Here is a 22600-nt window from a genome sequence, read left to right as displayed (position 1 = left end):
GAAGGCCGGGATGCTGAGACATTACAGAATGTTCGCCGATTACAACCGCTGGGCCAACGCCCTGCTTTACGATGCCGCCGCTGAGCTCAGCGATGCCGAGTATCGCGAGGACCGAGGCGCCTTTTTCGGCTCGCTGCACGGCACGCTCAATCACATTCTGGTCGGCGATCGCGCCTGGATGCATCGCTTCACCGGCATCGGCGAAATGCCGGCAGCCTTGGACATCATATTGCACGACAATCTTACGGATCTTCGTGCCGCTCGCGAGGCTGAGGACCGGCGCATCATCGATTGGATGGACACGCTCGATGATGAGGCGCTTGCTGCCGACATCACCTACACGCCGATTACCCGGCCAGGTGTCATCACCCATCCGTTGATGCCGGCGCTCACTCATTTCTTCAACCATCAGACCCACCACCGCGGCCAATGCCACATGATACTGACGGCAATGGGCAAACCGTCGCTAAGTCTCGATCTGATTTATTTCGTGCGCACGGACGGAAAGCGCTGGATGTGAAGCAGGGCGCGAGCCAGCATTCCCCAATACAGTTTGGCGTTGTTCGACTGTCTAATTTTATTGCAATATCCCGCCAGTATGACGTTCTGTTCATGTTGCCTTAACCTGCGCACCTGCAATTTGCGAAATATATCAGGTAGCGGATCATCAGAGAGCAGGCATGAAGAGTTCGCAGGCAGGTGTTTCAGCATATCCCATCGGCAATGACGACAGCGAGGCAGCGACCGACCTCGAGATGATCGGCCGCCATATGGCCAAGCTGAAAGTCAAAGCCCTGCCGCGCAATTACCAGCTTTTCCATGAAGCGCTCCACGGTTCGGATCGCAAGATCGCCAGCGAGATCGCAGCGCTTGGCCCCGCCCCCTCGCAAGCCAGCCTCGACGATATCGGCTTGAAACATCGCCTCGTCAGCCATTGCGGCCTGGTCGCGCGGAAATCCGAGGCGGATGCGGCCGAGATGCTGCGCGAAGTCGCCGCGCAACTGGCTGAGGGGCTGATGAAGAAACAGTGCTTTGCCCGCGAGATCGAAACGGCGCCGCATGTCGCCGCCGCCATGGACAGTCTCAACGCGTCACTGAGCAACCTGCTGCTTTACGAAACCGAGCTGACGGAGCGGCTGAGAGACTGCGCCGGCCTGCCGTCGCGAGCGGGCGGCACCCGCGCCTAAGCGCTCCGGCTCTTGCCTTCGGCGCGGAGTTCGGCCAAAACCGCGCCATGATTTCGATTTCCGATCTTTCCGCCCGCATTGCCGGCCGCCTCCTCATCGACCATGCCAGCGTGACGCTTCCGGCGGGCACGAAGGCGGGGCTTGTCGGCAAGAACGGCGCCGGCAAGTCGACATTGTTCCGTGTGATCACCGGCGATCTTGCCGCCGAAAGCGGCTCGGTCTCCATTCCGCGCAATGCCCGCATCGGCCAGGTGGCGCAGGAAGCGCCGGGTACCGAGGAGCCGCTGATCGAGATCGTTCTGAAGGCCGACAAGGAACGCACCGCCCTGCTCACGGAAGCCGAAACGGCGACCGATCCGCATCGCATCGCCGACATCCAGACGCGCCTTGCCGATATCGGCGCCCATTCGGCCGAAGCGCGCGCCGCCAGCATTCTCGCCGGCCTCGGCTTTGACCATGAGGCACAGCACCGACCCGCCTCCTCCTTTTCCGGCGGCTGGCGCATGCGCGTGGCGCTCGCAGCGGTACTTTTCTCCGAGCCGGACCTGCTGCTGCTCGACGAGCCGACCAACTATCTCGACCTCGAAGGCACGCTCTGGCTGGAAGATTACATCCGCCGCTATCCGCACACGGTCATCATCATCTCGCATGACCGCGATCTTCTGAACACGGCCGTCAATTCCATCGTCCATCTCGATCAAAAGAAGCTGACCTTCTATCGCGGCTCCTACGACCAGTTCGAGCGGCAAAAGGCGGAGGCCGACGAGCTGCAGATGAAGGCGAAGGCGAAGAACGAGGCGGCGCGCAAGCACCTGCAGAGTTTCATCGATCGCTTCAAGGCCAAGGCAACCAAGGCCCGGCAGGCGCAATCGCGTGTCAAGGCGCTGGAACGCATGGGCACGGTCGCCGCCGTCATCGAAGATCATGTGATGGGCTTCAGCTTTCCGGAGCCGGAAAAGCAGGCAGCGTCGCCGATCATCGCCGTCACTGGCGGCGCGGTCGGCTACGAGCCCGGCAAGCCGATCCTGAAACGCCTCAACCTGCGCATCGACGCCGACGACCGCATCGCCCTGCTCGGCTCCAACGGCAACGGCAAGTCCACCTTCGCGAAATTCGTCTCCGGCCGCCTCGATGCCGAAAGCGGCGATGTGAAGCTGGCGCCGAACCTGAAGATCGGCTTCTTTGCCCAGCATCAGCTTGACGATCTCGTGCCCAACCAGACCGCCGTCGAGCATGTGCGGCGCCGCATGCCCGACGCGCCGGAAGCGAAGGTGCGCGCCCGCGTCGCCCAGATGGGCCTTGCGACCGAGAAGATGGACACGCAGGTGAAGGATCTCTCCGGCGGCGAGAAAGCGCGGCTGTTGATGGGGCTTGCCGCCTTCGATGCACCGAATCTTCTGATCCTCGACGAACCGACCAACCATCTCGACATCGACAGCCGCAATGCGCTGATTCAGGCGCTGAACGACTATTCCGGCGCGGTCATCCTGATTTCGCACGATCGCCACCTCATCGAGGCCACTGTCGACCAGCTGTGGCTCGTGCGCGACGGCACGGTTGCCACCTTCGACGGCGACCTGGAGGACTATCGCAGCCTCGTCGTCGCCAGTCCCAAGCCGAGGGACGACAAGGGTAAGACTAATGGCGCTGACGATTCCGTCTCCAAGGCGGATCAGCGCAAGCTCAATGCCGACCGCCGCGCCTCGCTGGCACCGCTCAAGAAAAAGATCAACGAAATCGAATCCTTGACCGGCAAGCTGGAGAAACTGATTCAGGCGCTTGATGCGGAACTTGCAGATCCCGCCCTCTATGAGAAGGCACCTGCAAAGGCGGCCGAGAAAGCCAAGCAACGCTCCGACGCGGCGGAAAAGCTTGCAGCCGCGGAAGAGCAATGGCTTGAGCTTTCGTCTGAATATGAAAGCGGGATGGCCGGCTAGAGCATCCCGCATCACCAACAAACGGATGCCTTATATCCAAAATATCGGAGCGGTCTTGCTCGTTCGGAAGGACGCGCAGCCCTCTTCAAATGGTTAATTCCCTCGGCATCCGTGCGTCAATCCTAACCGATCATTAACCATAATCGGAAAAAATACGCCCAACATTCATTGACCTATATTGTTGAGCGATTCCCATGACCTTCCGTCTTCTCTTGGCCGGCCTTGCCGTATCCCTATCCCTTGCCGGCTGCGCCACAAAACCGGGCAACGAGGCGTCACTGAAGACGAGTTTTGCAGCGGAAGAGCTGCGTCATAAGCCGCTGAAGGCCAACGACCCAGTCGAAATGGAGCCGACCAAATGGGCCAGCGCCGAGCTTGAAACCAGGGAGACGGTCGATAACGGCGGTCCGCATCACCTCGCCGGGCGCACGCTGGAAGTTTCTTCGCTGCACGATCTGAAGCTGGACGACAAGGAAGTCATTCTCAGCTTCGACGACGGTCCGGCTCCGGGCAAGACGGAGCGCATCCTCTCCACGCTCGACAAATTCGGCGTCAAGGCGGCCTTCATGATGGTCGGCCAGATGGCGGAGGCGCACCCGGCCACCGCCCGCAAGGTCTTTGCCGACGGAGACACCATCGGCAGCCACACCTTCCGCCATCCCGATCTCGACAAGATGAGCTTCGACATGGCAATGGCCGAGATCACCCGCGGCGAGCACGCCGTTGCCAAGGTCATCGGTACGGATGTTTCCTTCTTCCGCTTCCCCTATCTCGCTGATTCCAAGCACCTGCGCACCGCCGTCGCCATGCGGGATCTCGTCGTCATGGATGTGGATATCGACAGCAAGGACTATTTCAACTCGACGCCCTCAGCCGTCGTAACCCGCACCATGAACCAACTGTACAAGCGCGGTCGCGGCATCATCCTGATGCACGACATCCACCAGCGCACGGCCACCATGCTGCCAACCCTACTGTCGCGTCTCGAAAGAGAGGGCTACAAGGTCGTGACGCTGAAGTACAAGGGCACCTCCGCACCTGCAACCAACCTGATCGCTCAGGCCAGCGTCACGGTTGTGCGCTGAAGACGGGATAAGCCTCGGAAAACTGTAAGATGAAACACATTCGGGGAAGCACTGTTGCTTCCCCGAATGTATTTTGATTTGATTATATATGACTCACTTCATCAATGGCATATCAGGTCCCTTATGAATCTCCATCTCGAGCATGACGACGATCCACTGACACTGCAATTCGTCGCTGAAAGGGATGCACAGTCTGAACAGGCGCTGATGACGCCTGAGTTCGAGGTGGACCGGGCGGCGATCAAGGCTTTGATCGAGCGTAAGGACCGGCTGATCCAGGTGGTACGCCGCGGCAAGTGGTTGTTCGACTTCCACCGCAGCGCAGATCACCCCCTCGGCATGTGGTTCCGATTGCCTGCCAATCTCGCCCCTTTGCCCGACGCACCCTGGGAGCCGATCTTCGATCTCGACGCTTTCTGCGCATCGGAAAACAAGCTTTGGCTCTGGCGTGGCGCAATCACCTGCCCTTGGGAACCGACGCGGGTATTGCTTTGTCTTTCCGACGGCGGCTCCGATCTTGGACGCCTGCTGGAGTTCGATTGCGAAGCCAAAAGCATTGTCGAAGGCGGATTTGACACGCCGCCGACACGTTGCCACGCCACCTGGCTTAATCGCGACGAGATCGCCTATTTCGGCTCGATTGACCGCCTCTCCTCGACCCGCTCCGGCTGGCCCCGCGTCGGTCGCCGTCTGAAGCGTGGCCAGGCGCCGGCAAAGGCACCCTTGCTTTACGCAACCGCCGATACAGACGTCTATGGCTCCTGCCTGGTCTTCGATCCGGTGCTTGCCGGCATCGCAAAGAAAGGTACGGCCAAGCCGATCCGGCTGTTCATCACCGGCCACGAAATCGGCAATTCCAGCGTTTTCGTCAAAGAGCAGGATTTTTCGCTGCGGCGGATCGATCTGCCGAGGGACATCGACGTCCAGCTCAACTATTCCTATTGCCTCTGGCTCGCCAAGACCGACGAGCGCATCCCGGCCGGCAGCCTGGCGCTGCAACCCTTACCGCGGGAGGCTACCGATGCCGGCGCCGAGGCGATGCGCGTGTTGTTTTCGCCCGGCGAGCGACAGTCGGTGTCTCAGTTCCTGCTGATGCGCGAATGGTGCGTCTTCGTCGTCTCCGACAAACTGCAGCCCCGCCTTTTCGTCTTCGACCTGACCAGGGCCGATGCGGCGATCGAGGAAATCACGCTGCCGGCCGATGTTCAGACTGTAACAGTCTGGCCGCTCTATTCCGACCTCCATCTCGGCGACGACACGCTGCAGGTCTATGGCGAAGGCTTCCTGCAACCGCCCTCCTGCTATCGCCTGGAGCTTGCCGACCGCAGAAAGCCGCTTGAACTCATTCACGCCGCGAGCTCCCCGGCCTATTTCGATACCGACGGCATGACCTCCGAATTGCTCGAGGCCACGTCAGAAGATGGTACGAAAGTGCCGTACCGCCTGGTATTGCCGAAGACATGGACCCACGGTGAACTGCCGGTCTTGATGTATGGCTATGGCGGCTTCGATTTTTCGGTTCGTCCGCAATATTCGGCAGTCATCGGCCGCTGGCTGGAACAGGGCGGTGCCTATGTGCAAGCCTATATCCGCGGCGGCGGCGAGCTCGGTCCGAACTGGCATCGTTCCGCCAAGGGGCATGGCCGCCACAGAGCTTTTGCCGATTTTGTCGCCGTCGCCCGCGATCTCGTCAACCGCGGCTACACCAAACCACAGCGCATAGCCGTCAATGGCGGCAGCAATGGCGGGCTGCTGACCGGCGTGATGCTGACACGCTATCCGCACGACTTCGGCGCGGCCTGGTGTCAGGTGCCGGTGCTCGATATGTCCCGCTTCCACGTCTTCCCGGCCGGCAAGGCCTGGATCGACGAATATGGCAATCCCGACGACCAGGCGGACCGGGACTATCTGCTTTCCTATTCGCCACTGCACAATCTCAAGCCGGCTTCGGAGATCACCTATCCGCCCATCTACATCGAGAGTTCCAGCAATGACGACCGGGTTCATCCCTCCCATGCGCGGCGGTTTGCTGCGCGCATGGAGGAACTCGGCCATCATCCGCTGTTCCACGAATTCCACTCGGGCGGCCATGGCGGCGACGGCGCATCGACGCAGCTCGCGGCGCGTATCGCGCTGGGTTACAGCTTCCTTCGCGAGACGATCGTGAAGCCGCGTGAGAATTGAAATCAGTCCTTTAGACATCAAACGAAAATCGGCAGTTGTAAGATTATTCGACGCGCTTGAAACGCGCTTGACGACATGATTAGTTGCGGCGTGATCACGAAGAGCGGGCCAAACCGCCCGCTCACCTCTGGGGGAGTAGATAGATGGATCGTCGTTCATTTCTGAGGAAAGCCGGTGTTGCCGGCGCAGGCTCGGTTGCTGCCGCAGCCCTGGCGGCTCCGGCCATTGCTCAGAGCAATCCGAAGATCAACTGGCGTTTGACCTCGTCGTTTCCGAAATCGCTCGACACGATCTATGGCGGCGCCGAGGTGCTGTCCAAATTTGTCTCGGAAGCGACCGACGGCAACTTCACCATCCAGGTCTTCGCCGCCGGCGAAATCGTGCCCGGCCTGCAGGCTGCCGACGCAACATCCGCAGGCACGGTCGAGGCCTGCCACACGGTCTCCTACTATTATTGGGGCAAGGATCCGGTTTGGGCGCTGGGCGCGGCCGTTCCTTTCGCGCTCAATGCCCGCGGCATGAACGCCTGGCAGTACCATGGCGGCGGCATCGACATGTTCAACGAATTCCTGGCGACGCAAGGGCTGATTGGTTTTCCGAGCGGCAATACCGGCGTGCAGATGGGTGGCTGGTTCCGTAAGGAAATCAATACCGTAGCCGACCTCAAGGGTCTGAAGATGCGTATCGGCGGCTTTGCCGGCAAAGTGGTGGAGCGCCTCGGCGTTGTGCCGCAGCAGATCGCCGGCGGCGATATCTATCCGGCGCTGGAAAAAGGCACGATCGATGCGGCCGAATGGGTAGGCCCCTATGACGACGAAAAGCTCGGGTTCTACAAGGTCGCTCCCTATTACTACTACCCCGGCTGGTGGGAAGGCGGTCCGACCGTACACGTCATGTTCAACAAGGCCGCCTATGAAGGCCTGCCGAAGGCCTATCAGTCGCTGCTGCGCACCGCCGCCCAGGCAACAGATGCCGACATGCTGCAGAAATACGACTATCTCAATCCGGCAGCCATCAAGCGTGTCGTGGCCGAAGGCGCGAAGCTGCGTCCGTTCAGCACCGACATCCTGAACGCCTGCTTCGACAAGTCGAACGAAGTCTACGCCGAGATGGAAGCATCGAACCCGACCTTCAAAAAGATCTGGGAATCGATCAAGGCGTTCCGCGGCGGCCACTATCTTTACGCGCAGGTCGCCGAATACAGCTACGACGTGTACATGATGACGCAGCAACGCGCCGGAAAGCTCTGATCATTGGATTCGAAACAAGAAACCCCGGAGCGATGCTCCGGGGTTTCTCTTTGGAATGCGGCAGCCGCTTCGTCCCCTGCTCAATTGAATGACGGCGGCTGACTGAGATCATTCGCAGGCGGGTTCTTCTTTTCGCCGCCCTGATCTGCCGGCTTGTTGTCGAGCGGATTGGCACCCGGGAGCTGCAGGCCGCCCGGCAAACCGAGACCGCCGCCATTATCCTGGCCGGGCGCACCAAAGCCGGGCACTTCGATCTTGATGGTATTGGGATCTATCCCGGCGCCCGCTCCCTTGTAGTGTGTGACCATCTGCGGAAACATGATCGTCAGCGCCACCATCAGGATCTGAATGCCGACAAAGGGTACCGCCCCCCAATAGATCTGTCCCGTCGTCACCGGCGCCGTCTTCTTGCCGGTGACCTTGTCGAGGTAAGGCACCTTCGCAGCCACCGAGCGCAAATAGAACAACGCAAAGCCGAAGGGCGGGTGCATGAAACTCGTCTGCATGTTGACGCCGAGCAGGACGCCGAACCAGATCAGGTCGATCCCGAGCTTGTCGGCGGCGGGCGCCAGCAGCGGCACGATGATGAAGGCGAGCTCGAAGAAATCGAGGAAGAAGGCCAGCACGAAAACCAAAAGGTTGACGGCGATCAAGAAACCGACCTGCCCACCCGGCAGCGACACCAGCAAATGCTCCACCCAGACATGACCGTTGACGCCGTAGAAGGTCAGCGAAAATACGCGCGAGCCGATCAGGATGAACAGCACGAAGGAGGAGAGCCGTGTCGTCGATGCGAGTGCCGAGCGAACCACATCCATGTTCAGCCGCCCCTTCGCTGCCGCCATCACCAGCGCGCCGGTTGCCCCCATCGCGCCGCCCTCCGTCGGTGTTGCGATGCCGAGGAAGATGGTGCCGAGTACGAGGAAGATCAGCGCCAAAGGCGGGATCAGCACGATGATCACCTGCTGGGCCAGCCGCGACATCAGGTTGAACTTCAACGTCTTATCGATGACGGCGACGACATAGATGAAAGCGACGCCGACGGTTGCACCAAGAATATCGGCATTCTCACCGTAGATCGGCGTCAGGTAGACATGAGCCGCATAGGCAACGCCGCCGCCGACCAAGAGCGCGATGAAAAGCGAGGTCACCCCGGAGCCGAGCGAGCGCGCCTCCTTCGGCAGCGCCGGCATCGAATTCGGCCGGACGATCGACATGATCAGCACGTAGAGCATGTAAATGCCGGTCAGCACCAGACCGGGGATCAGCGCGCCTGCATACATGTCGCCGACCGAACGGCCGAGCTGGTCAGCCAGCACGATCAGCACAAGCGACGGTGGAATGATCTGCGCAAGCGTTCCAGACGCGGCAATGACACCGGACGCAAGGCTGCGGTCATAGCCGTAACGCAGCATGATCGGCAACGAGATCAGGCCCATGGCGATGACCGAGGCCGCGACGACGCCGGTGGTGGCGGCAAGCAGCGCGCCAACGAAGATCACCGCGTAAGCAAGACCGCCACGAATCGGGCCGAAGAGCTGGCCGACGGTATCGAGCAGGTCCTCCGCCATCCCCGAGCGTTCCAGCACGATGCCCATGAATGTGAAGAACGGGATCGCCAGCAGCGTGTCGTTGGACATCACACCCCAGAACCGATCCGGCAGCGCGTTGAGCAACGGCCAGGAGAGATGGATGGAACCGCCCGAATAAGGCGCCAGCTCGACGCCGATCCAGAAGAACAGCAGTCCGTTGGCGGCGAGCGCAAAGGCGACAGGATATCCGATCAGTAGGAAGATGATTAGCGAAGCGAACATGATCGGGGCCATGTTCACGGCAATGAATTCAATCATCAGCGCGCCTCCCCGGCAGGCGTTTCGGCATCAAGGGGCGCGTGCGTCGGCACGTATGGTGTCGGGTCCTCCATATCGCCGCGCATGACGGCGATCTTCTTGATGATTTCGGAAACACCTTGCACCGCCAATAAAAGGAAGCCTACCAACAATAGCGCCTTGCCCGGCCAGATAATCAGGCCACCAGCACTGGACGAAACCTCGCCCGATAGGAAGGACGTGCGAACATAGGGCACGAGGTCATAGACCATCAGAAGCACGAAGGGCATGAGGAACAGGCAATGACCGAGCAGATCGATCCAGTGCTGAACGCGCCGCGGTAAGGCGCCGTAGACGATATCGATGCGGATGTGCTCGTTCTGCCTGAGCGTATAGGCGGCGGCGAGCATGAAGGCGGCGCCGAACAAATACCATTGCGCTTCCAGCCAGGCGTTGGACGAGGTGTTGAACACCTTGCGGACGATCGCGTTTCCGGCGCTGACAAGCACGGCGACCAGAATGAGCCAAGAAACCGATTTGCCAATGAATTCGGTGACAGCATCCACGAGCCGGCTGAAGCCGAGCAATGCTTTCATCATTTTTCTCCCCCGCAGCGGTCTTCCCCGAGATCTCCTTGCCGCGTACAGGCAGAGTGCCGATTTTACGCTGTGAATCAAGAGTGTAAGCTGGTTTTCCAAATGTGACAGCGCAGCAGCAAGAAATGCCAGGCGTCCACCTGATTGCCAGCAATTGCGCTTGCCGGCCTTGCCCGCCCGCTGCATTCTGATAAAAGATCATGCAAATAATCATACTAATCGAGAGACACCCATGTCCCCCATCAACCTCGCCATCGTCGGCGTCGGCAAGATCGTCCGCGACCAGCACCTTCCTTCCATCGCGAACAATTCGGATTTCAAACTGATCGCCACGGCGAGCCGCCACGGCACCGTCGACGGCATTCCGGCCTTCACCAGCATCGAGGCCATGCTGGACGCCGTTGCCGGGATCGATGCCGTCTCGCTTTGCATGCCGCCGCAATATCGCTATGAGGCTGCCTACAAGGCTCTTCAGGCCGGCAAGCATGTGTTCCTGGAAAAGCCGCCGGGCGCCACGCTGAGCGAAGTTGCCGATCTCGAGGCGCTTGCCAAGGCAAAGGGCGTTTCTCTCTTTGCGAGCTGGCATTCGCGTTATGCGCCTGCTGTCGAGGCCGCGAAGGCTTTTCTCGACGCGACGACGATCAACAGCGTCCATGTCATTTGGAAGGAAGACGTGCGCCACTGGCATCCGAATCAGGAATGGATCTGGCAGGCCGGCGGCCTCGGCGTCTTCGATCCGGGCATCAATGCTCTATCGATCGTCACCCACATCCTGCCGCCGCTATTTCTGACGGGCGCAGTACTGGAATTCCCCGAAAACCGCGATTCGCCGATTGCGGCCGACCTGCAGTTCAAGAGTGGCCAGGGACTTGCCGTCCATGCCGAATTCGACTGGCGCCAGACCGGCAAGCAGAGCTGGGATATCGTCGCTGAAACCGAAGCCGGCCAGATGGTGCTCTCCGAGGGCGGCTCGAAGCTTTCGGTGAACGGCGAATTGAAGTTCACCGCCCCCGAGGCGGAATATCCTTCGCTCTATCGCCGCTTCGCCGAGATCGTCAAAGCCGGCACGTCTGATGTCGACCTGGCGCCGCTTCGCCACGTCGCCGACGCCTTCATGCTCGGCAAGCGCAAGTTCGTCGAGGCTTTCCACGACTAAGCTCCATTGACCGATGAGATGCGCCGCGCAGAATGCTAAAGTGGCGCATCTTCATGGGTGGGGAGATTGCGATGTCGTCCGAAAGCGGGGAAAGCTTCGGGCTGGGCGTAAGACACAAGCTTGTCACGCTGGCCGAGCCGAATGCAAGATGGCGGGAAGCCTATGCTCTGGAAGAGATCGCTATCCGCAAAGCCCTCCGCGATCTCGCACTCGACATCCAGCATTTTGGCAGTACGTCTATACCGGCGATCAAGGCCAAGCCAATCATCGATATCGCCGTTGGTGTTAGGCGTTTCGACGAAGGATTCCGTTGCATCAAGCCAATGGAAAAGATTGGTTATGAGTATGTCGGCAACGACATCGTCCCCGACGATCATATTTTCGGCCGCGGCATCAAAGGCGAAACGCGCACCCATCTCGTTCACATTGTCGAACATGGCGGCGCCCAATGGAACCGGTTTATCCTGTTCCGCGACAGGCTCCGCGCAAATCCCGCTCTCGCCCAAGCCTATGAGGCACTGAAAATCGGGCTAGCCGACGAATATGCCGACAATCGTGCCGCATATACGGAGGCGAAGAAGGTCTTTATTGACAAGATTGTTGCAGCGACTGGTGATTAAGCCTTCTCCCAACGGGAAAAGAAGAATGATCACGCCTTCTTCTCCCAGCGCCCATCCTGGGTCTGCTGCCAGTAGGTGAGGTTATGCCCCTCGCCCTTCAGCTTCTTCCACTGCGCCCTGGCGCCTTCCAACTGCTCTTGGTCGTAGCCATCGAACATGAAAACAACGCGCTGATAATTCTCGATATCCGAGGCTTCGGCGCCATCGACGAAGAAGCGGACCGTGGCGTTGTTCGCATTGTCGGGCGAGACGGTCAGCAACACCGGCTGTTTGTCCGGCATGTCTCCATCATCCGTGCCATGCGGCAGAAAACTGTCCTCGCGATAGGTCCAGAGATGCACGTCAAGAGCATCCCGCCGCGCCGCTTCGCGTGCCTGGATGGCAACCTGCCAACCGCGCTCGACACTTTTGTCGATCAGCGGAGGAAGGGCGTCTTCCAGCTTCGATTCGGTCAGGTGATAGAAGAGAACGTCGGTCATGCCGTTCCTTCTATCTCAAACACCTTCGAAGGTCACGATTCGTAATTCTGGCGGACCAGCTCGTCGAGCAGGCGCACGCCGAAACCCGAGCCCCAGGACTGGTTGATTTCGTCCTGGATCGAGCCCATGGCCGTGCCGGCAATATCGAGATGTGCCCAAGGCGTTTCCTGGACGAAACGCTTGAGGAACTGCGCGGCGGTGATCGAACCGGCATGGCGGCCGCCGGTATTTTTCATGTCGGCGAACTTGCTGTCGATCATCTTGTCGTAGTCCTTGCCGAGCGGCATGCGCCACAGGCGCTCGTTGGTGGCAAGGCCGGCGGCGGTCAGTTCGTTCGCCAACTTGTCGTCATTGCAGAACAGGCCGGCATGCAGATTGCCGAGCGCGATGAGAATGGCGCCGGTCAGCGTCGCGAGGTTGATCATGAACTGCGGCTTGAAGCGGTCGTTGGTATACCAGAGCGCATCGCAGAGCACGAGCCGACCTTCCGCATCCGTATTGATCACCTCGATCGTCTGGCCCGACATGGAGGTGACGATATCGCCGGGACGCTGGGCATTGCCGTCCGGCATGTTTTCGACCAAGCCGATGACGCCGATGGCGTTGACCTTGGCGCCGCGCGCCGCGAGCGCGTGCATCAAGCCGGTGACAGCGGCAGCCCCACCCATATCGCCTTTCATGTCCTCCATGCCGGCAGCCGGCTTGATGGAAATGCCGCCGGTGTCGAACACCACGCCCTTGCCGATGAAGGCAATCGGCTTGTCTTTCGGTTTGCCGCCCTTCCACTGCATGATCACCAGGCGTGGCGGACGCACGGAACCCTGCGCCACGCCAAGCAGCGCCCCCATGCCGAGCCGGCGCATTTCACGCTCCGTCAGGATCTCCACCTCGACACCAAGCTTTTCCAACCCCTTGGCTTTGGCGGCAAACTCGACCGGGCCGAGAGCGTTCGGCGGCTCGTTGACGAGATCGCGGGCCAGAATCACGCCGTCGGCGATCGCTTCCGATGCCGCGAGGAGCTTCTTCGCCGCAGCGGCATTCGAGGTAACGATCGTCACCTTGACGGACTTCGGCGTGCCGTTCTTGTCCTCGTCGTCGTTCTTCTTCGTCTTGTAGGTATCGAAGCTATAGGCGCGCAACAGCATGCCGAGGGCGAAATCGGCCGCTGCCGTGGCCTCGGTCTCACCGTCATGTGCATCGATGAAGATCGCAGCCTTTTCCACATTGCGGATTTTCGCGGCCGCGCCGCCGCCGAGCTTCAGCCAATCATGCGCATTCAGCTCCTTCGCCTTGCCGGTGCCGATAACGATGATACGGTCGACCGGCGAGCCTTCGGGCGCGACGATATCGAGGCTGCTCAAGCCTTTGGCGGTGAACCGGGCAATCCGTGCGGCCTTGGCGAAAACATTTGCCGGATCGGCACTTTCTGCCCCTGCCGGCAACTCGCTGTCCGTGTCTTTCAGGAGAATGGCCAGACCGCCAGTCAGCCGAACCGATTTGGCAAAGGAAATCTCGAATTTCACAGACATTTCTGCTCCGATAATACGTGTCGTGCAAAATAGAATTACACACTCCGGATCATTCAAGGTTTCCATATCAAATACAAGCTTTTGGCGAGGCATTCCGCGAAGAAACACCTTGAGACATTCAAATCCCTGTCATCTACCGCCGCTAGTTTGCCGGAGCATCTATTGGGTCTCGCCGCCTGCGCGACGCGATCATCTATCGGAACGCCGCCTTGATCATAGACTCCGCCAGCTTCGATCATCGGGATCGTTTCCCCGAAATCCTGCGGCCGCGCACGGCGGGCGATGCCTTCGTCGTTCTCTTTTGTCTTTGGTGGATGCTGCTCGGGCTGTTTTCGATTCTTCCACAGATCGATCTTGCTGTGGCCAATATGTTCTTCCTGCAGGAACAATGCGCCACTCCCGTCAGGCCCGGCCAGATCTGCGGCATTTTCCCTTATAATGACGATGCGCACATGCGTCTGCTCAGGGAAGTTTTCTTTCAGGTTCCCTATATCGTCGCGATTGCTCTCTGTTGGATGCTGGTCGAGTGCTGGCAGCAACACGGCGCAACCTTCCGGACGCTGCGGGCCCGCAATTTGAAAATCGCGCTCGGTTCGTTGTTTCTCGGCCCCGTGCTGATCGTCAATCTCTGGCTCAAATCCTTCTCGGGCCGTCCTCGGCCACGGCAGACCGATCTCTTCGGCGGCATGCTCGATTTCGTTCATGCCGGCTCTTTTGCCGGGAAATGTGTGAGCAACTGTTCCTTCATTTCCGGAGAATCCGCCGCTGCCGGCTGGCTGTTTTGCCTGATCTTCATCATCCCGCAGCCGGCGCGGACGGCCCTCGCCCTGCCGATCGCAGCCGTGTCTATTCTCATTCCAGCCCTCCGAGTAGCCTTCGGCGGTCACTACCTCTCGGATGCCGTTTTGGGTTGGCTTTCCTCGCTTGTCATATTCACCGCTCTCATGGCGTTATCCCAAACGACACACAGCAGAAAAAATTCAGAAAATTAACGAATTTTTTGCGAGTGGGCTGTCGCCAAAAAAACGCAAACGGCGTAGAGGAGGATGAATCTCTGCCGGCTCGCACGGCGGAGTGTTGCGTTTAAGGGCCGGCATGAAGTTATTCGAAACATATATCGTACGGCGTGTCGGCATGATGTTCCTGGTAGCGCTGCTGCCGGTGCTCGCCATCATCTGGACGACCCAGGTGCTGCAGCGCATCAACCTCGTGACCGACAGCGGCCAGTCGATCGGCTCGTTTGCTAAGCTTGCGACTCTCATCCTGCCGACGATCATTCCCGTGGTTCTGCCTTTCGCTCTGGTGATCGGCATCACGCAGACGCTGACGGCGATGAACAGCGATTCGGAACTGACGGTTATGGAGGCGGCGGGTGCGCGGCGCAGCATCATCGTCCGCCCGATCATGATTCTCGCGATAGCTATCAGCGTTTTCTCATTTGTGGTCGACAATATGGTCGAGCCGAAAGCGCGTGTAGCCGCCCGCGAGATGGTCGCAGAAGCCTATGCCGACCTTCTCTCGACCGTCATCGAAGAGAAGAATTTCCGCCGTATCGAAGACGGGCTTTATGTGCAGATCACCCAGCGCCTGTCGGGACGAATCCTGAAGGGCCTGTTCGTGGTGGATTCGCGCGATCCCACTTTCGATCTCATCTATTATGCCAAGGAAGGCGCCGTCGATGCGAGCGGCACGTCGCTTTTGATGAAGGATGGCGAAGTTCACCGCAAAACGCCTGACGGCAACGTCTCCGTCATCAATTTCGACTCCTATTCCTTCGATCTTTCCGACATGACGCAGAGCCGCGGCCAGGCAACGCTGCGCGCCGGCGACCGCGGTCTTGGCTTCCTGCTGAACCCGGATCCGAACGATCCAGATTATAAAGCAAAACCAGGCGGCTACCGCGCGGAGCTACATCGGCGTCTCACCGACTGGGCGTTGCCGGCAATCTTTGCCCTGATATCCCTGGTGATAGCCGGCGATGCGCGATCCCATCGCGAAGCACGGCTGCATCCGATGGTGTCGGCGCTTACCATTGCTTTTGCCTTGCGCTGGGCGGATTTTTATGCGGCAAACCAGATCGAGAATGCTCCCTATTTCATCGGCGTTCTCTATGCGGCCAACATCTGCGCAGCTTTGATTGCGATCGCCCTGCTGTTCAGGAACCGGAAGATGTCGGTGCCCAGGTCCATCCGCAACCGCTTCGCCAATCTGCGGCAGAAGATCCAGGATCGCATGCCGGCGCCCGGCGGCTCGAATGGGGGCGGCGCATGATCTTCAATACGCTCGGCCGCTACTTCTTCATGCGCTACGTCGTGACAACCTTCTGGTTTTTCCTCGGCGTTGTCTCGATCGTCTATCTCGTCGACTTCAGCGAGACCGCCGGCCGGCTTGCCGGCCTTCCCGGGTACACGGTCAGCCTCGGCTTGCTGATGACGGCCGTCAGGCTGCCGTTCATCCTGCAGCAGACGGTGCCGTTCATCGCCCTGTTCGTCGGCATGACGGTGCTGATCGCGCTCAATCGGCGTCGTGAGCTCGTGATTGCGCGTGCGGCCGGCATCTCCGTCTGGCAGTTCATGACGCCGTTCGTGATCGGCGCATTCTTTGTCGGCCTGCTGACCATGTTTGCCCTCAATCCTGTTGCGGCGTGGGGACAACGGCAGGCGGAAACGATGGAAGCCGACCTACGCGGCGATCCATCCTATCACAACAAGCTCTCGATTCCGTGGCTGCGCCAGTCGAACGGCAAAGACGACGTCATCATTGGCGCCAAGGCCGTTCTCGACAACGGAACGACGCTGATGAACGTCGTGTTTATCCACTTCGATTCACAAGGGAATATCGTTCTCAGGCAGGACGCGCAGTCGGCAAAGTTGCAAGATGGTTACTGGCTTCTTAACAGTGTCGTCGAGCGCAGACCGGGCGAAATTCCGGATCATAAGAGTACGGTACAGGTTCGTACGAATCTGAAACAGGATTTCGTCTCAGAGCGCCTGGCACAGCCGGAAACCATTGCTTTTTATGATCTTTCTAATCGAATAAAGATTGCAAAGTCCTTTGGCATCTCAACCAAAGCTCTTGAGACCCAATTTCACTCGCTGCTGTCGCAGCCATTCCTTCTGGTGGCAATGACGCTGATCGCCGCCACCGTCTCGTTAAAATTCAGTAGATTCAACCAATCGCGCTCCGTGATTCTGGGTGGAATCCTCTCAGGCTTCGTGCTTTATGTTGTCACCGTGCTGGTAAAGGCATTCGGGAGCAGCGGAGTGGTTCCTCCTTTCGTGGCGACATGGATACCCGTGATCGTCGCTTTGGCATTCGGAGCAACGATCCTGCTTCATCAGGAGGACGGCTAAGTGGCGGCAGGCAACCGCAAGAGTATCAAGGAATTTGTCGCTGCCCTCGTCATGGGCGCGGCTGCGTATGCATTTGTCATGAGCCCGGTCGTAGCTTACGCCCAGGACAACAATAATAACGGCGGCGCTGGCGCTGCGACCTCTCCCGTTAAGGTCAAAGTGCCGGAAGGCTCCAAGCTGATCCTTTCGTCAAACGAACTGGTCTATAACAAGGATACTCAAATCGTTACCGCCAGCGGTGCGGTTCAGATCAACTATGGCGGCTACAAGATGGTCGCGCAAAAGGTTGAATATAATCAAAAAAGCGGACGGATGACGGCGATTGGCAATGTGGAGCTGATCAGCCCGGACGGCAACCGGATGTACGGTGACAAAATGGATGTCACCGACAGCTTCTCCGACGGTTTCGTCAACGCTCTGCGTATCGAAATGCCAGACAATACCCGCATGGCCGCCGAAAAGGGCGAACGTGTGGGCGGCAACCAATTGATTCTGACGAAGGGCGTCTATACCGCCTGTTTGCCGTGCTCCGAGCAGGGCCGCGCGCCGCTATGGCAGGTCAAGGCTCAGCGCGTGGTGCAGAACGGCGTGACGCATACCGTCCGTCTCGAGCATGCCCGCTTCGAACTGTTCGGCCAGCCGATCGCTTATGTTCCCTGGATCGAAGTTCCCGACAATACGGTGAAGCGCAAATCAGGCTTCCTGTTTCCGTCGATGAGCTATTCGGAGAACCTCGGCTTTGGCGTGAAGGTTCCCTACTATTACGTCATCTCGCCGAGCATGGACGCGACGATCAGCGCCACCGGCTATACAAGCCAGGGCTTGCTGCTCGAAGGCGAATTCCGGCAACGCTTTGAAAACGGTACGCATATTCTGCGCGTCGCCGGTATCAATCAGATGAGCCCGGACCAGTTCACCGCCAATACCAGTGACGCCGAGCACAAAACCCGCGGCGTGATCTCGTCGAAGGCCGATTTCAGAATCAATCCTCGCTGGACGTTTGGCTGGGATGTCATGGCGCAAAGCGACAATAACTTTTCGCGCACCTATGGCTTGCAAGGTCTCAGCCAGAGCACCCACACGAACGACATCTATTTGACGGGTCTCGGCAAGCGCAATTATTTCGATATGCGCGCCTTCTACTATGACATTCAGGACGCTGACGACAACAGCACCGCCGAAAAGCAGCAGGCGGTCGTCTATCCGAGCGTCGACTATCATTATGTCGATCCGAACTCGGTCTATGGCGGCGAATTGTCCGCGACGATGAACTTCACGCATTTGTCGCGTGACAAGGCGTCGGTGCTCGACAACGTCAACAATCTCGGCGACGCCAGCCTGAACGACCGCTTCCTCGGTCTTTCCGGCAGCTATACGCGTCTTACCACCGAGCTACAGTGGCAGCGCACCTTCACGACCGATCAGGGTCTGGTCTTGACGCCGCTTGCCGCAGCTCGCGGCGACATCTATGGCCTCGGTATGGATGCGCCTAACGGCGACTATTCCGGCAACTATGACACCAGCGATTACGCGACGCGCGGTATGGTAACGGGAGGCCTCGAAGCCAAGTACCCGTTCCTCATTTCCACCAGCAACAGCACGCATGTGTTCGAGCCGATCGCACAAATCTATGTGCGTCCTGACGAGCAACTTGCAGGACGGCTGCCGAATGAAGACGCCCAGAGCTTTGTTTTCGATGCGACCAACTTGTTCGATCGCGACAAATTCTCCGGCTTCGACCGTGTAGAAGGCGGCACGCGCGCCAACGTGGGTTGGCGCTATACGGGCAGCTTCGACAGCGGTTACAAGTTGCAGCACATCTTCGGCCAATCGTACCAGCTTGCCGGACGAAACTCGTTCGCAACCGACGATCTGGTGGGTGCCGGTTCGGATTCGGGACTTGAAACCACCCGCTCCGACTATGTGACCATGTTCGGCCTCACGACGCCGCAGGGCATCTCGCTTTCGCAGTCCTACCGCTTCGACGAAAAGGACTTCGCGTTCCGTCGCGGCGATACGCAGGTCGGCTTTGCAAACGACGACTTCCAGACCTCGGTGACCTACACCCATATCGCCGCTCAGCCGCAATATGGCTTCACCTCGGACCAGGACGAAATCCAAACCCGCGCCCAGATCAAATTCAAGAATTATTGGTCTGTCTTCGGCACGGTCAGCTATGATCTCAACGACAGCGAGATCACGCGCCAGGGCATCGGTCTTTCCTATGAGGACGAATGCACGATCTTCAGCGTCTCCTTCCTCGACAAGAAGGATTCGACGAACCAGTCGGGAAGCGACTGGTCGATCGGCGCCCGCATCACGTTCCGTACGCTCGGCGACGTCAATCTGGGCAATGTCCAGGACGCGACGTTCTGATCACTCAAATCCAAAAGGGCCGGCTCCAAAGCCGGCCCTTTTGCTTTGAAGCGATCGCCATGTCTCTCCGCGTCATTGTTTCGCCGCAAGGATTTTGCAATTCGTCGTGCTTGTTGTAGATATTGGCGCGAATTTGCCGTATTGCGCCAATGGCGTTCCAATGTGACGCAGTGCAGACAAGGACCTTTGGGAAGGGGTTAGTTGATGTTCTCTGGAAAGACACCGATGCGCGCTGTGCTATTCGGCGCCGTAGCGTTGGTTATGGCTTCTTTTGCCGTGCCAAGCAGCGATGTTGCCTTCGCGGCAAGTGAGGTGAAGGTCGTCGTCAACAATACGGTGATCACATCAGGCGATGTCGCCAAGCGCATCAACTTCCTGAAATTGCAGCACGCGAAAGGCGACCTCAACAAGCTGGCGCAACAGCAGCTCGTCGATGAGACCCTAAAGCGCTCGGAAATCTCCCGCGTGCGCATGTCGGTATCGACGACGGACGTCGACAACGCATTTGCCCGCTTCGCCGCCAGCAACAAAATGTCGCCGCAGCAGCTTGGACAGATCCTGGACAAGATGGGCGTCACCGTCGACCATTTCAAATCCTATATCGCCATTTCCATGAGCTGGCCGCGCGTCGTCAATGCCCGCTTCGGCTCGAGCGGCGGCCGCATGTCGAATGATGCCCTCGTGACGCGCATGACGGAAAACAAGACAAAGCCGGTCACGACGGAATATTTCCTGAAGCAGATGGTCTTCGTCGTCCCGTCTGCCAAGCGCAACGCAATTCTCGGTAAACGCAAGGCCGAAGCGGAAGCCTCGCGTGCCAAGTTCCCCGGTTGCGACCAGGCGAAAGTCTTTGCCGCGACGATGCACGACGTTTCCGTCCAGGATCTTGGCCGCGTGCTTGCGCCCGATCTGCCGGAAGCCTGGAAGCCGCTGCTTGAGAAGGCAAAAGGCAACACGACCGATGCGATCGTGACCGATCGCGGTGTTGAATATGTTGCCATCTGCTCGCAGCGCCAGGTGAACGACGACATCGCCGCCGCGGCCGTTTTCCGCGCCGAAGATCTCGGCAAGGCGAATGCCCAGGGCGTCAGCGCCAACGACAAGAAGTATATGGATGAACTGCGCTCCAAGGCGCAGATCCTCTATCGCTGATCGTTCCTTCCGATGCCCTCCCGCCCTTCCCGCCCCCTTGCACTCACGCAAGGGGACCCAGCAGGTATCGGACCTGACATCACGCTCGCCGCCTGGCTTCGCCGCGGCGAGCTTGGTTTGTCTCCCTTCCTGTTTCTCGGCGACCCGAACGTTCTTTCGGCGCGAGCGCGCCAGTTGAACCTGACCGTGCCGCTTCAGGAAGCCGACGCATCGACGGCCTCCGGCGTCTTTGCCGATGCCTTGCCGGTGCTGCCGATTGCCGCCGGCATGGATGTGGTTGCAGGCGAACCGCATGTCGTTACGGCGAAAGCCACGATTGCGGCTATCGAGATGGCGGTCTCGCTCAGCATGAAGGGAGATACCTGCGCGGTCGTGACCAACCCAATCGCCAAGTCAGTCCTTTACGACGCCGGCTTCGGCTTTCCCGGCCATACCGAATTCCTCGCCGATCTTGCGACACGCGCGACAGGCAAGCCGGTAATGCCGGTAATGCTGCTCGCCGGACCGAAGCTGCGGGCGATTCCCGTCACCATCCATATTCCGCTGAAGGATGTGCCGCAGGCGCTGACCTCGGATTTGATTGTCGAGACCTGCCGGATCACCGACCACGACCTCAGGACTCGTTTCGGCATCGCAAAACCGCGACTGGCCGTTGCCGGCCTCAATCCGCATGCCGGCGAGAACGGCGCGATCGGCACGGAAGATGAGGCCATCATCCGTCCGGCGATCGAGGCACTGCGCAATGAAGGCATCGATGCCTTTGGCCCCCTCCCCGCCGACACGATGTTCCACGACGATGCGCGCCGTCACTACGATGTCGCCGTCTGCATGTATCACGATCAGGCTTTGATTCCGGCCAAGGCGCTCGGCTTCGACGATTCCGTCAATGTCACACTCGGCCTCCCCTTTGTCCGCACTTCGCCGGACCACGGCACCGCCTTCGGTATCGCCGGCAAGGGTATCGCCAAAGAGGACAGCCTCGTGGCGGCGCTCAAGCTGGCGAGCGAGCTCAGCCGCGCGACGGGAAGCAATCGCTGATGGCTGCCCTCGACGGTCTGCCGCCGCTTCGCGACGTAATCCAGCGCCACGGCCTCGACGCGCGCAAGGCGCTCGGCCAAAACTTTCTGCTGGATCTTAATCTGACCCAAAAGGTTGCCCGCACCGCCGGATCGCTGGAGGGCGCCACCGTCTTCGAAGTCGGCCCAGGGCCAGGGGGGCTGACGCGCGCCATCCTTGCGCTTGGCGCCGCCAAGGTCATCGCCGTTGAGCGCGACGCGCGCTGCCTGCCGGCGCTCGCCGAGATCGCCGATCACTATCCCGGCCGGCTCGAGGTCATCGAAGGCGATGCGCTGAAGACGGATTTCGCGGCACTGGCGCCAGAGGGACCGGTCAAGATCATCGCCAACCTGCCCTATAATGTCGGGACGCAATTGCTGGTGAACTGGCTGCTGCCAGGCCATTGGCCGCCCTTCTGGCAGTCCCTGACGCTGATGTTCCAGAAAGAGGTCGGCCAGCGGATCGTTGCCGACGAGGATGACGATCATTACGGCCGCCTCGGCGTCCTCAGCGGCTGGCGCACCAATGCGCATATGGCCTTCGATGTGCCACCACAGGCCTTCACGCCGCCGCCGAAGGTGACCTCGACGGTCGTGCATCTGACGCCCAAGGAAAACCCGATCCCCTGCTCCGTCGACAATCTGGAAAAGGTGACGCAGGCCGCCTTTGGTCAGCGGCGCAAGATGCTGCGCCAAAGTCTGAAATCGCTTGGCGGCGAAGCACTGTTGCGGAAAGCCGACATCGACCCTCAGCGACGCGCCGAAACGCTGTCCGTCGAAGAGTTCTGCCGGTTGGCAAACTCGCTTTGATC

19 protein-coding genes are annotated in these 22600 nt (G+C 59.5%); 15 read left to right on the top strand and 4 right to left on the bottom strand.

Features of this window, described 5'->3' with window-relative positions:
* Positions 1–10 precede the first annotated feature (10 nt).
* The 6 genes from N2601_RS04225 (at position 11) to N2601_RS04200 (ending at position 7643) form a co-directional block, all read left to right on the top strand.
* Complete coding sequence (locus N2601_RS04225; RefSeq protein WP_104822580.1) at positions 11–520, top strand: DinB family protein; 510 nt, start codon at positions 11–13, stop codon at positions 518–520.
* 160 nt (positions 521–680) lie between these two features.
* Complete coding sequence (locus N2601_RS04220; RefSeq protein WP_260303644.1) at positions 681–1187, top strand: hypothetical protein; 507 nt, start codon at positions 681–683, stop codon at positions 1185–1187.
* A 47-nt stretch (positions 1188–1234) separates the two neighbouring features.
* Entirely contained in the window at positions 1235–3124 is a 1890-nt protein-coding gene (locus N2601_RS04215) for an ABC-F family ATP-binding cassette domain-containing protein (RefSeq protein WP_104822578.1), read from the top strand.
* 194 nt (positions 3125–3318) lie between these two features.
* Positions 3319–4209 (top strand): polysaccharide deacetylase family protein, encoded by an 891-nt coding sequence (locus N2601_RS04210; RefSeq protein ID WP_104822577.1) that lies wholly within the window; start codon positions 3319–3321, stop codon positions 4207–4209.
* Positions 4210–4332: 123 nt separating this feature from the next.
* Entirely contained in the window at positions 4333–6393 is a 2061-nt protein-coding gene (locus tag N2601_RS04205; RefSeq protein ID WP_104825043.1) for a prolyl oligopeptidase family serine peptidase, read from the top strand.
* A 143-nt stretch (positions 6394–6536) separates the two neighbouring features.
* Positions 6537–7643 carry a TRAP transporter substrate-binding protein gene (locus N2601_RS04200; protein ID WP_104822576.1) on the top strand — a complete coding sequence of 369 codons (1107 nt, stop codon included), beginning with the start codon at positions 6537–6539 and terminating at the stop codon, positions 7641–7643.
* Positions 7644–7723: 80 nt separating this feature from the next.
* Here N2601_RS04200 and N2601_RS04195 read toward each other — a convergent pair whose 3' ends face one another.
* Positions 7724–9493, bottom strand: coding sequence for a TRAP transporter large permease (locus tag N2601_RS04195; protein WP_104822575.1), 1770 nt, complete (start codon positions 9491–9493; stop codon positions 7724–7726).
* Positions 9493–10068, bottom strand: coding sequence for a TRAP transporter small permease subunit (locus N2601_RS04190; protein WP_104825042.1), 576 nt, complete (start codon positions 10066–10068; stop codon positions 9493–9495). Before N2601_RS04190 ends, N2601_RS04195 begins: the two co-directional genes overlap by 1 nt.
* Positions 10069–10300: 232 nt before the next feature.
* Here N2601_RS04190 and N2601_RS04185 point away from each other — a divergent pair, with 232 nt between their 5' ends.
* Together N2601_RS04185 and N2601_RS04180 are read left to right on the top strand one after the other, a co-directional pair.
* Positions 10301–11224: a Gfo/Idh/MocA family protein gene (locus N2601_RS04185; RefSeq protein ID WP_104822574.1), complete on the top strand. Its 924-nt coding sequence runs from the start codon at positions 10301–10303 to the stop codon at positions 11222–11224.
* A gap of 71 nt (positions 11225–11295) precedes the next feature.
* Positions 11296–11844 (top strand): GrpB family protein, encoded by a 549-nt coding sequence (locus N2601_RS04180; protein ID WP_104822573.1) that lies wholly within the window; start codon positions 11296–11298, stop codon positions 11842–11844.
* A 29-nt stretch (positions 11845–11873) separates the two neighbouring features.
* On the opposite strand, the gene N2601_RS04175 is transcribed toward N2601_RS04180, so the two are convergent.
* Both N2601_RS04175 and N2601_RS04170 read right to left on the bottom strand, forming a co-directional pair.
* Positions 11874–12323, bottom strand: a complete 450-nt coding sequence (locus N2601_RS04175; RefSeq protein WP_104822572.1) for a DNA polymerase III subunit chi — start codon at positions 12321–12323, stop codon at positions 11874–11876.
* Between the two features lie 32 nt (positions 12324–12355).
* The gene (locus N2601_RS04170; protein ID WP_104822571.1) at positions 12356–13852 is read right to left on the bottom strand and encodes a leucyl aminopeptidase; all 1497 of its coding nucleotides are present in this window, start codon (positions 13850–13852) and stop codon (positions 12356–12358) included.
* 314 nt (positions 13853–14166) lie between these two features.
* Between N2601_RS04170 and N2601_RS04165 the strand changes: the two genes are divergently transcribed.
* From N2601_RS04165 to rsmA, 7 genes are all read left to right on the top strand, one after another.
* Positions 14167–14844, top strand: coding sequence for a phosphatase PAP2 family protein (locus N2601_RS04165; RefSeq protein WP_260303967.1), 678 nt, complete (start codon positions 14167–14169; stop codon positions 14842–14844).
* A gap of 103 nt (positions 14845–14947) precedes the next feature.
* The gene (locus N2601_RS04160) at positions 14948–16123 is read left to right on the top strand and encodes an LptF/LptG family permease (protein ID WP_104822569.1); all 1176 of its coding nucleotides are present in this window, start codon (positions 14948–14950) and stop codon (positions 16121–16123) included.
* Positions 16120–17205, top strand: coding sequence for an LPS export ABC transporter permease LptG (gene lptG, locus N2601_RS04155; protein ID WP_104822568.1), 1086 nt, complete (start codon positions 16120–16122; stop codon positions 17203–17205). The genes N2601_RS04160 and lptG overlap by 4 nt, the downstream gene beginning before the upstream one ends.
* Positions 17206–19581 carry an LPS-assembly protein LptD gene (locus N2601_RS04150; protein ID WP_104822567.1) on the top strand — a complete coding sequence of 792 codons (2376 nt, stop codon included), beginning with the start codon at positions 17206–17208 and terminating at the stop codon, positions 19579–19581. It begins immediately after the preceding gene.
* Positions 19582–19842: 261 nt separating this feature from the next.
* Positions 19843–20733 (top strand): peptidylprolyl isomerase, encoded by an 891-nt coding sequence (locus N2601_RS04145; protein WP_245463971.1) that lies wholly within the window; start codon positions 19843–19845, stop codon positions 20731–20733.
* Between the two features lie 12 nt (positions 20734–20745).
* Positions 20746–21771 (top strand): 4-hydroxythreonine-4-phosphate dehydrogenase PdxA, encoded by a 1026-nt coding sequence (gene pdxA / locus N2601_RS04140; RefSeq protein ID WP_104822565.1) that lies wholly within the window; start codon positions 20746–20748, stop codon positions 21769–21771.
* Positions 21771–22598, top strand: a complete 828-nt coding sequence (gene rsmA, locus N2601_RS04135; protein WP_104822564.1) for a 16S rRNA (adenine(1518)-N(6)/adenine(1519)-N(6))-dimethyltransferase RsmA — start codon at positions 21771–21773, stop codon at positions 22596–22598. Before pdxA ends, rsmA begins: the two co-directional genes overlap by 1 nt.
* The last annotated feature ends 2 nt before the right edge of the window (positions 22599–22600 follow it).

It is taken from the genome of Rhizobium sp. CB3060, assembly GCF_025200735.1.
GTDB lineage: Bacteria > Pseudomonadota > Alphaproteobacteria > Rhizobiales > Rhizobiaceae > Rhizobium.
This window is presented reverse-complemented; position numbering and strand designations above follow the sequence as displayed.

Bases quoted from the DNA above. Each gene is read 5' to 3' on its own strand.
- N2601_RS04165 (WP_260303967.1), top strand. From the start codon at position 14,167: ATGCTGCTCGGGCTGTTTTCGATTCTTCCACAGATCGATCTTGCTGTG.
- rsmA (WP_104822564.1), top strand. From the start codon at position 21,771: ATGGCTGCCCTCGACGGTCTGCCGCCGCTTCGCGACGTAATCCAGCGC.
- pdxA (WP_104822565.1), top strand. From the start codon at position 20,746: ATGCCCTCCCGCCCTTCCCGCCCCCTTGCACTCACGCAAGGGGACCCA.
- N2601_RS04195 (WP_104822575.1), bottom strand. From the start codon at position 9,493: ATGATTGAATTCATTGCCGTGAACATGGCCCCGATCATGTTCGCTTCG.
- N2601_RS04205 (WP_104825043.1), top strand. From the start codon at position 4,333: ATGAATCTCCATCTCGAGCATGACGACGATCCACTGACACTGCAATTC.
- N2601_RS04170 (WP_104822571.1), bottom strand. From the start codon at position 13,852: ATGTCTGTGAAATTCGAGATTTCCTTTGCCAAATCGGTTCGGCTGACT.
- N2601_RS04145 (WP_245463971.1), top strand. From the start codon at position 19,843: ATGGCTTCTTTTGCCGTGCCAAGCAGCGATGTTGCCTTCGCGGCAAGT.
- N2601_RS04220 (WP_260303644.1), top strand. From the start codon at position 681: ATGAAGAGTTCGCAGGCAGGTGTTTCAGCATATCCCATCGGCAATGAC.
- N2601_RS04210 (WP_104822577.1), top strand. From the start codon at position 3,319: ATGACCTTCCGTCTTCTCTTGGCCGGCCTTGCCGTATCCCTATCCCTT.
- N2601_RS04215 (WP_104822578.1), top strand. From the start codon at position 1,235: ATGATTTCGATTTCCGATCTTTCCGCCCGCATTGCCGGCCGCCTCCTC.
- N2601_RS04190 (WP_104825042.1), bottom strand. From the start codon at position 10,068: ATGAAAGCATTGCTCGGCTTCAGCCGGCTCGTGGATGCTGTCACCGAA.
- N2601_RS04180 (WP_104822573.1), top strand. From the start codon at position 11,296: ATGTCGTCCGAAAGCGGGGAAAGCTTCGGGCTGGGCGTAAGACACAAG.
- lptG (WP_104822568.1), top strand. From the start codon at position 16,120: ATGATCTTCAATACGCTCGGCCGCTACTTCTTCATGCGCTACGTCGTG.
- N2601_RS04160 (WP_104822569.1), top strand. From the start codon at position 14,948: ATGAAGTTATTCGAAACATATATCGTACGGCGTGTCGGCATGATGTTC.
- N2601_RS04175 (WP_104822572.1), bottom strand. From the start codon at position 12,323: ATGACCGACGTTCTCTTCTATCACCTGACCGAATCGAAGCTGGAAGAC.
- N2601_RS04185 (WP_104822574.1), top strand. From the start codon at position 10,301: ATGTCCCCCATCAACCTCGCCATCGTCGGCGTCGGCAAGATCGTCCGC.
- N2601_RS04200 (WP_104822576.1), top strand. From the start codon at position 6,537: ATGGATCGTCGTTCATTTCTGAGGAAAGCCGGTGTTGCCGGCGCAGGC.
- N2601_RS04225 (WP_104822580.1), top strand. From the start codon at position 11: ATGCTGAGACATTACAGAATGTTCGCCGATTACAACCGCTGGGCCAAC.